Here is a 10,772-nt window from a genome sequence, read left to right as displayed (position 1 = left end):
ATTATCTTTTGAATTGACTAGGGCTATCGTAAATTGAGGTGTGATTTGAGCATGGCAGTCCAGGCATCCATCAGGAAGGGGGGATTTGAAATACGGGTATAATCTGACAAATGAGCTTCCTTAAGAGAAAAAATACCCTATTTGTTTGCTTGCTACTCCTGTTGGTCACTGCCTGTAATACAGGTAGCCCCAAGGCTACCAGTACTTCATCACAGGCAATAACCACAGGGACGGTGATCAACACCCCCACACCGACAAATACTCCTTTACCACCCACAGCCACCCCTGTACCCAGTGCTGCCACGGTGAATGGTGAAGCAATCACCCTGGAAGAATACCAGGCGGAGATTGCTCGTTACCAGGCTGCCACTGTGATAACTGGCACGATTCTGGCATCGGATACCAAGACGGTCGTGCTGGACGAATTGATTGACCAAACACTGCTGGCACAGGCCGCGGTTGAAAATGGGTTTATTGTGGACGATGCTCTTCTCGAATCAAGGATTGAAACATTAGAAAACCAGCTGGGTGGAGCACAGGCATTGGACACCTGGATCGCTGAGAATGGCTATACCATTGATACTTTCAAAACTGCTTATAAACGTTCCATCGGTGCTGCCTTAATGCGTGACCAGATCACTGCCGGGGTCGCTGAAACTGCTGATCAGGTGCACATCCTGCAGATCCTGGTACCAACCCAAGCCGAAGCCGATCAGGTGTATGCTTCGTTACAATCCGGCGAGGATTTTCTAGATCTGGTCAACACCTATGACCCGCTGACCAGGGGAGATTTGGGATGGTTTCCACGCGGATACTTGAATCAGCCAGCCATCGAAGAAGCAGCCTTCGCTCTCCAGGGTGAAAAGTACAGCCCGGTCATCCACACGGATGTTGGCTACCATGTGCTTTACCTGCTAGAACGTGACCCCGAACATCCGCTTTCGCCGGACGCGCGCCGGGTGTTACAGCTTGAAGCCGTGCAGGCATGGCTTGCTGAGCGCAAGTCACAAAGTGACATACAAATACTTGTCCCATAAAAACGGGCGTCAGGGGATCTGATTCATGCATTTATCACATCAAAAAGAGGAGCAAGAGCCGGCACCAGCGAAGAGATCCAGCGCCAGGATTTGGAATATCCTGACGGTCTTAATCCTGGTGACATTAGTGTGCGTGTTGTCCTATTTTGTCATCCTCTTTTTGAATCCAAACAGTTCTTTAAATCCATTCCCACCTGGCACGCTTAACCCGGCCTTGCTTCCGCCGACTGTGACTGTGACCCCACGCCATACCCTGGTACCAACCTGGACACCGACGAGCATGCCCCAGGCCGGAGTGGAAACGCCAATCCCCACACTGGTAGCCGGACCAGTGCTGAGGCAGGAAGTAATTCCTACAGAGAAACCTGCTGTGATGGTTGAACCGGCAGACGAGTATGCCTTCGAGCTTCAGCAGGGAAGCCCATCCTTGATTACTGCGTCGCAATTTCACCAGACGGCAAGCTGCGACTGGATGGGTGTGGCTGGTCAGGCAACCAGCCTGAATGGTGAAGCCGTGAGAGGCTTATTCGTCGAGCTGGGTGGCGCGTTGACTGGTGCGGAGAGCGTTGAAAATTTAGCCATGACCGGGCTGGCACCCCAGTATGGTTTCGGAGGGTTTGAGATCACCATTGCCAATCAGCTAATCCCTTCGGAAGGCACACTGTGGATCCAACTGCTTGACCAGCAAAACCTGCCGTTATCCGACAGAATCTATTTCAACACATATGAAGACTGCCAGAAGAACCTGGTGATCATCTATTTCAACCAGGTACGCTGAGCAATAGCCTATTCAATCGATACCATTGGCTGCCATTATCGTGGCGGCCTTATTTTTTGCCCCATAGTTCCTTCATGTAGATTGCGTCGTCTTCCATGACCGGGCTTTCGCACAATATCCTGCCCTTGCCGTGAAAGTCGTGCAGGGCTTTGAACAGGCCTTCCAAGTTCAGATCAGATTCCTGGATGGGCAGGTGCTCCCGTTCACCCTTTTCAGTGTATTTGATGCCCGACAGGTGGATGTGCAGGTCAGAGAGGGCATGGCTTCCCAGGGCATTTCCATATTGCTCGAGGATACTCGAAAATTCCTCATAGGTGTTCACAGAGCCATCCCCAGGGCGTGCGTGCAGATGGGCAAAATCAATGCAGGGTACTATACCCTTCACTGACTTTGCCATCTCCAGGGTGTCTTCCAGGGAGCCGAGCATGGCAGACTTGCCCATGGTTTCTGGGCGTAGCACCACAAGGTTACCCGCTGACCTGATCTCCTGCATACAACCCTGCAGGCGTTGAATAGCCAATGGCAGGACTTCCGTAGGAGGTTTTCCAAAGTATGACCCCGGATGGAAGATGATATCGCTTGCCCCAGCCAAGTTCCCGTAAAATGCGGCATCCATCAGGCGCTTGCGTGAATTTACCCATTCCTCATCGCTGGCGTTCAAGTTGATGAAATAGGGGGCATGGATGCTGATCTTGACATCCTGCTCTCCCGCACAAGCACGGATGGCTGCGCATGTTTCCTCGGACACCCGCACGGCACGTACCCAACCTAGCTCCAGGGCATCCAATCCCAATTCTCTCAAGCGTAAAACGGCTCCAACACTTCCCCCTGGCTTTTTAGGGGTTGAAATGGGGGAACCTACAGTACCAAATCGGAAGGAATTTGCCATACCCACCTCCGGTGATTACCTTGATTATATTGATAAATACTATATATATTCGAAACCGTGATTATGAAAATGTTAAAAGTGTGAATTGATCATTGCCAATAAGGGGGGACCCAGTACAAGCAAGCCGATGATGACGCTGGCAATGGCTGCAATCAATACGGCTGCCGCACCTACGTCTTTGCCCACCCTGGCTAGCTCATGGTCCTGGCGGTTGCTGGCTAAATCCACCACGGCTTCAAGGGCGGTGTTGAGAAACTCAGCGATCCACACCAGGGCAATCGCCAGGATGATCAATGCCCAGCCATTTGCAGAAATTTGCAAGAGCAGAGATAACAATACCACCGCAATACTGACCAGCATGTGTATCCAGGCATTGCGTTGGGTCCGGATGACATACCACCATCCAGAAAAGGCATAACCAAACGCCTTGAGGCGCGAGCGTAAAAAACCAGGTGGCTGGCCAGCCATAGCTATAATTTCCCGATTGCTCGTACACCCAGCTCACCCAGGATCTTATCCTGGGCAGCTTGCATTTTATTCTTCTCGCTCGCCTCTACGTGGTCATAACCCAGCAGGTGCAGGGAGCCATGCACCACTAGCAACTGTAGCTCCTCTACCAGCAAATGCCCCCCCGTGTTGGCTTGTTCCTGGGCGCGCGGCAGCGAGATCACCACATCTCCCAGGTATAAATCGGATGTATCAGGGTCCACTTCACCCGCAGTGAAAGAGAGCACATCCGTTGGTGCATCGACCTGCCTGTATTTTTTATTAAGGCTGCGAATGAATTCATCATTTCCAATGACAATGCCCAGCTCCGCTTTTTGAGCAAGTTCAGCCATATCCAGGGTCAATTGGGCGGCTTGCAGCAATTTAGATTTTTCGACCAGGAGCCTGATGTTCCGTTTCACCTGAAGCGTGACCATAATTCCTTCTTCTTGTGGAGGGCTAGGTGTGTTGGGAGGATGTTCCAGTGTCAACCGGGAGGGGGGGTGTGTCACCATCGGGGAGGCGATAATTTACCGGCCTGGTTTTTTCATCATTATCCGATTTTGGATACTGGATACGTGGGTGATATACACCTCTTAGCGTGGATGTAAAGGAATCAGCGATCTCCTCCAGGTCTTTTAGGGTCAACTGGGTGTCGTCCAGCTCACCAAGATCAAGCTTATCCTTGATCACGCTTTTAATCAGTTCGTGCAAGGCTTCTTCATCTTTGGGTCGTTCTGCACGCATACGTGCTTCACAGGTGTCGGCCAGCATGAGCATGGCAATCTCGCGCGTGCTGGGGCGGGGTCCTGGGTAACGGAATTTCTCGATATCGACCGCAGTCTTGTCCATCCCGGCCAGCTCGAGGGCGCGCGTGTACTGGTAACGAGTGATCGTGGTGCCGTGGTGCTGGCCAATGAAGTCTAGCAGCTGTTTGGGCAGGTGATATTTTCGACCCAGCTCCAGGCCATCGCTGACATGCCGGATGATGGTGGCTGCACTCGTCTCAGGATCCAAGTCGTTGTGCGTATTGATGTTGCCGGAGGGTTGGTTTTCAATGAAGAAAAACGGATTCAGGATCTTTCCAATATCGTGATACAGTGCACCTACGCGCGCCAAAGCTGCCTCTCCATTAATTGTCTCAGCAGCTTGTTCCACCAGGTTTGCCAGCTGCAGGCTATGCTGATAGGTGCCTGGGGCGTTCCGTAATAATAGCTGTTGGAGGGGGTGGTCAGGCCGTGAGAGCTCGATCAGCTGCAGATGGGAGATCATTCCCAGGAGAGGCGACAGGTAGTAATGGAAGATCAATCCGATGCTGGCCGAGGCGATGCCATTGATGAGTGCTGCGAGGGCAAGGGTGGCAATACCCACCCAATCAGCTGTAGGTTGGATAATGCGGTAGGCAATGGCAACCACGGCTCCCGAAATTGCGACAGCTGCTCCAGCCCAGAAGAAAGAGGTCAGCCTTTGACCTTTGCGTACAACGAAGATTCCGAAGAGACTCCCCAAGAGATAGTAAAGGGTGAGAACCTGGGCATCTGGCAGGCCGTAAGGGATCATATAGGCTAATGGGATGACCGTGATGATCGCCAGCTCGGAGGAGAACAAAGTGGCAATGGTCAGGGCATAACCCATAACCGGATAAACATACGGGATCACGGCGTGGCCAGGGATTACAATACGCGCAATGATCAAGAAAAGCATAAAAAGGGTGATGATCAACGTCAGTCTTCTTAGGCCCAAACTGCCATTGAAAACCTGGGGATGCGCCCGATAGTAGTATATGAAGATTGCCGCTGTGATTAATGTGAGCCCGATTGAGCTGATGACATCTGGCCAGCGATTTTGCGGTTGGGCCAACCCATACTGCTGGAGGGCTTCATAATCGGTCGGTGAGATTACTTTGCCTGCCTGGATAATGATTTCATTGGTCCTATACGTGCGAGTTACAGGTTGGACCTCAAGGCGGGCTTGTTGGCTGGCAGCCTCGGTTTGCTCTGCGTCATAAAGACTGTTGGGGACGATAAACGCCTGAACCAGCGCGGTAATAATGCTAGATTGGTCTTCCGGAAATGATAAGCTGACCAGTCTGGGGACTTTTTGGTAAACAGTCAGCAACTGGCTTTCACGGATTGGCTCGCGCATCACCTGATCCAAGACGTTGGCAGCTTCCTGCGAGACAGCAGTCCAACGCGAGCCGCTCAGGGATAAGATGGCAATGATCAGGTCGCGATTGAGCTGAGCATCCTCGATGGCCGTCAGATCGCTAATCTTTTGCTCCTGGGTAGCCAAGCTATCGGCCCGGATATTTGAGATATAGGCGATGGTGTTGCGCAACTGTTCGAGTTGTTTCCGGGCGATATTGGTATCTGCTGGTGAATAAATGGCCGGAACCTGATCGGCGGCAGCCTCCTGCTCCCGTTGGGTGAGTATCTGGCTGGGGTATGATAATGTAGTAGGCGCGTGGATATCGACCGGGGCTACATCACCGACCTGGAGTGGTGGCTCATAGAGGTCCTTCAAGACTGGGACTAATAGCGCTGCCATGATAAACCCACCAAAAAGCAGGAATATCAGCCCCAGGAAAAACGTCCGCCGGGTAAATTTTATTGCAGGCACTTTTTTTACTGTAACAGCCTCTTTACAGCCTGGCTGGCTTCATCGTTGGTTGCCCGGCCTTGCAACTGCGGTTTGAGTATTTTCATCACCTTGCCCATATCGCGAATCGAATTAGCGTCAGCTTCAACGATAGCTGCCTTTACCAGGCTATCCAGCTCTTCGGGATTGAATGCGGGGGGCAGGTAGGCTTGCAGCACCTTGATCTCCTCTTCCGCCTGGGTGACCAATTCGGGGCGATTGGCGCGATTCGCATCCTCGATCGATTCGCGGCGGGACTTGACTTCTTTTTGGATAATCGCCAGGTAGGCAGCTTCGTCCATATGGCTGTCTTTCTCGACTTCAGCAAGCTGAATGGAAGTTAATGCCATACGTAGTGTGCTCTTACGGGTTTCCTGCCCTTTGCGCATGGCATCTTTAAGGTCTGTTTGGAGCGTGGTTTTCAGGTCCATGGATAACTTCTTTCGCGTAATACGCTATGATTTACGGATTGATTATATCGTATCTTATCTGCCCTGCTTCTGTTCAAGCTGGGAGGATTTCTCCGCTGAGGCCTTGCTGTTCAATCCCAACAACTTTGACCTTCATGATCAGGTTCGTGGTAGGCGCATTGTGAGCGGCATGAACTCGGAGGTAGTTGTCAGATAACCCGCTCAATTGCCATCGCTCCTCACTGATTGGGGTAGCCTTCTCCCACAACACCGATACCACTTGTCCAAGATGCTGAGCGCAGAATTCCGATGCGCCTTCTTGGAGCACCTTACGCATGAGCACATTTCTCTCCTTAGCAAATTTTATGGGAACCTGATCTGGCAAGCCAGCAGCCGCTGTGCCAGGCCTGGGGGAATATGTGAATACGTGACCACCAGCAAATTTCAACTCGTCAACGAAATGTAAGCTTTCGCTAAACTCATTCTCGCTCTCACCGGGGAAACCAGTGATGATGTCGGTGGTAATGGCGATGCCCGGCACTGCCTGGCGAGCCTGGTGGACAAGCTCGGAATATGCCTGGGGATTGATCTTACGCCCCATGCGCTTTAATGTACTCGCGCAGCCAGATTGGAGGGGTAGGTGCAGGTGGCGGCAAAGGCGGTCATCTGACCACAAATGAAAAAATTCAGCCGATAAATCCCATGGCTCGAGTGAGGACAGGTGTAGTCGCGGGACGTGGGTTTCATCGAGGATCTTCCGAATCAGGTCCTTCAGGTGAGCGGGTTTTTCAAAATCATACCCCCATGATCCCAAGTGTACACCGGTGAGGACAATCTCCTGAGCACCGCCATCCAATGCAGCCTGGATATCGGCGAAAATTTCCTGAACCGGGCGACTCCGGCTGGACCCCCTGGCAAGGCGGGTGATGCAATAGGTACAATAATTATCGCAGCCATCCTGAACCTTGATAAATGCCCGTGTGCGCAGGCGAGTGCCTGGGATGGGTTCGCGTTGGATAAATCGGTCCACGAATGTCGCCGGGGGTATATTAAACAGCTGGGAAACCAGATCGTCTTTTCTGAAATTATCAACCAGCCTGACGACTCCCGGCAGGCTGGTGACTTCCTGTGGATCGAGTGTTGCCAGACAACCCGTGACAACGATGCAATCATTCCCCGCATGGGCTGCCTGGCGGATTTTTTGGCGCGAGTCAGAGGCTGCCGCAGACGTCACCATACAGGTGTTGATGATAACCATATCGGCTGATTCAGCATTAGGGGCTAAGGTGTGGCCAGCCAGGCGAAGTTGCCGTGCATAGGATTCGAGCTCGCTTTGGTTCAAACGGCACCCGACCATGTCTAGGAATATCTTCATGGTCTCATGTCAATTTCTCGTTGAACCATATCTCCGGCACTGTGATACAGCGTTGCGAAAATTTCCAACATATTGGAATGCACCTAGTGATGAAGGTGATCTGGTAGGTCCGGTTTTACAGTTCAAGGTTTATAAACGATGAAATTGTCAAACAAGATATCTGTCCCCGGGGTTTCGAACGTACCAGCGATGAGGCCAACATTTCCACTGGTGTAGTCTATATCGATCTGTTGGTCAACCAGGTAGCGGTTTATGTAGAGAGTGAGTGTGGAGCCAACGCAGTCAAAGCGGATATGGTTGGTTGTGGCCCCCTGGATGATCTTGTCACTTTCCAACATGCTTCCAGCACCGATCGACTCGGAACCGTTGTCAGTCATCTTCATGATGGCATAATAGCCATCACTGCTGATGATCGCATAATAAAACTGGTCTACATTGGAATACCGGCAGATGACACCGAAGTCGTTATCATCCGGGCCAGAGTTCTTGGTAGCATCCACCTCAATGCTGGTGTCGGAAAAGCTCTTATTGCCCGGGTTAGCCCATGCCTCGTAATTGGTCACGTTTATGATGATTCGATAGGCATCAGCGTAATAATCTGTGGAGGCGGTATCATCTGATGCCTGATCCCAATTATTACTCGTATCCGCAAAGTAATCATAAAACAAGATGTCTTCCGCAGTAGATTGCGTGAACGGAAAAACGCACGCCATGCTGGCTATGGCCAGGATCAGGCAAATAGTGAGAAGCCGCATGGGCGTTTGAGGATAAAGCCGCTGGTTGACATAGGGTTGATTGACGATTAATTACCTGATTGCTGTTGGGCAGGGGTTGGTTGGTACACAATAAAATTATCGAAGAGGATATCGACGCCAGACTGGGTGTAACTTCCAGCGATCAACCCTACATTGCCGTCCGTGTAACTGCTGTCTGTCTGCTGGTCGATCAGGTTGCCGTTGACGTATAACGACAGGGTAGAACCAACACAATCGAAGCGGATATGGTTTGTAACTGCCCCGGTTGTTATTTTATCTGTAAATTGTTCTCCTCCCATACCTAGCTGCTTACCGCCTTCGGCTGTTTTCTTATAGATGCCGTAATATCCATCCGAGGCAATCACTCCGTAATAATAGCTGTCGGTGCTTTTATACCTGCAGATGATGCCGTAGTCATTCGTGTCGGGTCCACCATTTTTAGTGGCATCTACTTCGACTTGCACGTCCGTAAAGCTCAGGTCAGCGGGGTTAGCCCAGGCATCATAATTCTCCAGGTTCACCAGGATGCGATAGGCGTTTTCATAATAGGTGGTAGTCATGTTGTCATCGGTGTATTCATCCCAATTGCCGTTGGATCTTGAAAAATCATCAGAGAAGAGTACCTTGTTGGTGCTGGTACACGCGGATAGGATGGTGATGATAATCATCATGATGCTTAAACGGACAATGTATTTCATTCAAAAGGCTCCTAAGGTATCATTTTGGGATGGATTGTACCATTATCTGAGGCTGAGATATCCCTTCTGATAGATGCGAGGGATAGCCGTGAGGTGGATGAGCATCTATGGGAAGTAATAGTCGAGCATGCGAGTAGCCTGGGTTGCCACCCAGGAATCAGGGTCTGCCTTCTGGGCCCGATCAAGCCATTTGCGAGCCAGGTCAGGTTGATTGAGAAACACATAGGCCATACCCAGGTGGAGATAACCTGGTGCATACTCGGGACTAACTTCCACGGCTTGTCTGGCATATTGCTCGGCAGCGTGATAGTCTGACAGCTCAAGCATGATTTTTGCCATTAAATCGAGCGAATCAGGGCTGTGTGGGTCGAGTTTCATCGCCTGGCGGCCCGCAGGCAAGGCCAGCTCTCGGATCTGGATCTGGTTATCTAAGGCGAATTCGGCCAGCAGGCGGTAAAAGAGCGGATTTTCTGGCGCAAGGCTGATTGCTTTCTGTAAATTTGCCTGGCCAGCGGGTAAATCACCTGCTTTGGAAAGGAGGCTGCCCAGCTGAACATACATATATGGGTCTTCTGGACTGAGGGCAGCTGCCCGTTCCAGGTAGGTTTGCGCCTGCGCATAGTCTTGCTGGCGTTCCCAGTACAATCCCATCAGGGAGTTGGCGAGTACAGACTTGCTATCCAGCTTGAGTGCCTGGGTCAGCTCCGCCAAGCCATTATCAGGGGCATTCTGACCTTCAGACTTGTCCACCTGCTGCCTGGCTTCACCCAGGAAAGCCCAGGCATCTTGATAGTCAGGGTCAGCCTCGGTGGCGCGCATGAAAGCCTGTTCAGCCAGTTGCCATTCACCCAGACCGCCCAGCTGGCGCCCGGATGACACCAGCGTATAGGCAGGCTGGTCAAACAAGCTGGCTGTGCGTATTTCATCGTGTAATTTACGGGAATTTTCCGCCAGCGACGGGTCAATTTCTGCCGCAGTGGCTAAAAATGATAGGGCTTTGAGTGGATCGGTCGCGGCGTAAAGCAAGCCAACCTGGTATTGCAGATGCGCATCGGAGGGGTTAAGCCGCGTTAAAGCCAGCAGCGATTCGAGCGCAGCGATGTAATCCCCTTGTTGAAATCCAATGTCAACCAGATGCTGCAGTGCCTGGGGTGACGCACCTTGCCCAGCTAGTCCCTGCCATATATCGACGGCTTTAGCCAGGTCACCAATCTGTTGGTATGCTTCTCCAAGCAGGACTAGGTCATCAGGGCCGAGTTGGTCCTTGATCCCAGGCATTTCAAGATAGTTTATGGCTGTTTTTGGATCCCCTCCCAGGAAGGCATATCTCCCGGCAGTCATTAATAATTCACGCCTCCACGGGTAATAATTCGACGCTGATTTCAGGTACGAGGCGGCACCCAGCCAATCTTCAGCTTTGGCTGACTGGAATGCATTAGCCAGGGCTTTACTGGCAGCATGCGAGGTTGCTCCCAGACCTAGGCAGGCAACTAAAAGACTGACCAGCAGGATACGCAAGGCTATATGCAGGTTGCGATTCGTCTTCACCACGGTTGATTATAGTGCAAAAGGTGGGCCAACTCATCCTTCAATAAAAGTTTAAGCACTAGATCCATAATTGGCTGGATTAATTAATCTCAGCTTGTACGCATTAGATAAGCGGCATGATTTATAATTCAGGTATCACTCATTTTCTGGAGGCAATTT

Annotated in this window: 11 protein-coding genes; 2 read left to right on the top strand and 9 right to left on the bottom strand. The window is 51.4% G+C overall.

Going from position 1 to position 10,772, the window contains the following annotated elements; translation table 11 throughout:
• Nucleotides 1–110 precede the first annotated feature (110 nt).
• Together C3F13_07630 and C3F13_07625 are read left to right on the top strand one after the other, a co-directional pair.
• Complete coding sequence (locus C3F13_07630; GenBank protein ID PWB54154.1) at nt 111–1,037, top strand: hypothetical protein; 927 nt, start codon at nt 111–113, stop codon at nt 1,035–1,037.
• A 25-nt stretch (nt 1,038–1,062) separates the two neighbouring features.
• Complete coding sequence (locus C3F13_07625) at nt 1,063–1,815, top strand: hypothetical protein (protein ID PWB54153.1); 753 nt, start codon at nt 1,063–1,065, stop codon at nt 1,813–1,815.
• A 49-nt stretch (nt 1,816–1,864) separates the two neighbouring features.
• Here the strand turns inward: C3F13_07625 and C3F13_07620 are convergent, their stop codons facing one another.
• The 9 genes from C3F13_07620 to C3F13_07580 all read right to left on the bottom strand — a co-directional run bounded on the left by C3F13_07620 (nt 1,865) and on the right by C3F13_07580 (nt 10,616).
• Nucleotides 1,865–2,704: a hypothetical protein gene (locus tag C3F13_07620; GenBank protein PWB54152.1), complete on the bottom strand. Its 840-nt coding sequence runs from the start codon at nt 2,702–2,704 to the stop codon at nt 1,865–1,867.
• 72 nt (nt 2,705–2,776) lie between these two features.
• The gene (locus tag C3F13_07615; protein PWB54151.1) at nt 2,777–3,172 is read right to left on the bottom strand and encodes a diacylglycerol kinase; all 396 of its coding nucleotides are present in this window, start codon (nt 3,170–3,172) and stop codon (nt 2,777–2,779) included.
• A gap of 2 nt (nt 3,173–3,174) precedes the next feature.
• Complete coding sequence (gene ybeY, locus C3F13_07610; protein PWB54150.1) at nt 3,175–3,705, bottom strand: rRNA maturation RNase YbeY; 531 nt, start codon at nt 3,703–3,705, stop codon at nt 3,175–3,177.
• The gene (locus C3F13_07605) at nt 3,650–5,809 is read right to left on the bottom strand and encodes a hypothetical protein (protein ID PWB54149.1); all 2,160 of its coding nucleotides are present in this window, start codon (nt 5,807–5,809) and stop codon (nt 3,650–3,652) included. Before C3F13_07605 ends, ybeY begins: the two co-directional genes overlap by 56 nt.
• Before the next feature lie 5 nt (nt 5,810–5,814).
• A complete protein-coding gene (locus C3F13_07600) occupies nt 5,815–6,258 on the bottom strand; it encodes an aspartyl-tRNA amidotransferase (GenBank protein PWB54148.1) in 444 nt (147 codons plus the stop codon).
• Between the two features lie 73 nt (nt 6,259–6,331).
• Nucleotides 6,332–7,612: a tRNA (N(6)-L-threonylcarbamoyladenosine(37)-C(2))-methylthiotransferase MtaB gene (locus tag C3F13_07595; GenBank protein ID PWB54147.1), complete on the bottom strand. Its 1,281-nt coding sequence runs from the start codon at nt 7,610–7,612 to the stop codon at nt 6,332–6,334.
• Between the two features lie 122 nt (nt 7,613–7,734).
• Nucleotides 7,735–8,280 carry a hypothetical protein gene (locus C3F13_07590; GenBank protein ID PWB54146.1) on the bottom strand — a complete coding sequence of 182 codons (546 nt, stop codon included), beginning with the start codon at nt 8,278–8,280 and terminating at the stop codon, nt 7,735–7,737.
• Nucleotides 8,281–8,414: 134 nt separating this feature from the next.
• Nucleotides 8,415–9,065 (bottom strand): hypothetical protein, encoded by a 651-nt coding sequence (locus tag C3F13_07585; protein PWB54145.1) that lies wholly within the window; start codon nt 9,063–9,065, stop codon nt 8,415–8,417.
• 105 nt (nt 9,066–9,170) lie between these two features.
• Nucleotides 9,171–10,616 carry a hypothetical protein gene (locus C3F13_07580; GenBank protein PWB54144.1) on the bottom strand — a complete coding sequence of 482 codons (1,446 nt, stop codon included), beginning with the start codon at nt 10,614–10,616 and terminating at the stop codon, nt 9,171–9,173.
• Between the last annotated feature and the right edge of the window lie 156 nt (nt 10,617–10,772).

Source organism: Anaerolineales bacterium, from assembly GCA_003105035.1.
In the GTDB taxonomy this organism is placed as follows: domain Bacteria; phylum Chloroflexota; class Anaerolineae; order Anaerolineales; family UBA4823; genus FEB-25.
This window is presented reverse-complemented; position numbering and strand designations above follow the sequence as displayed.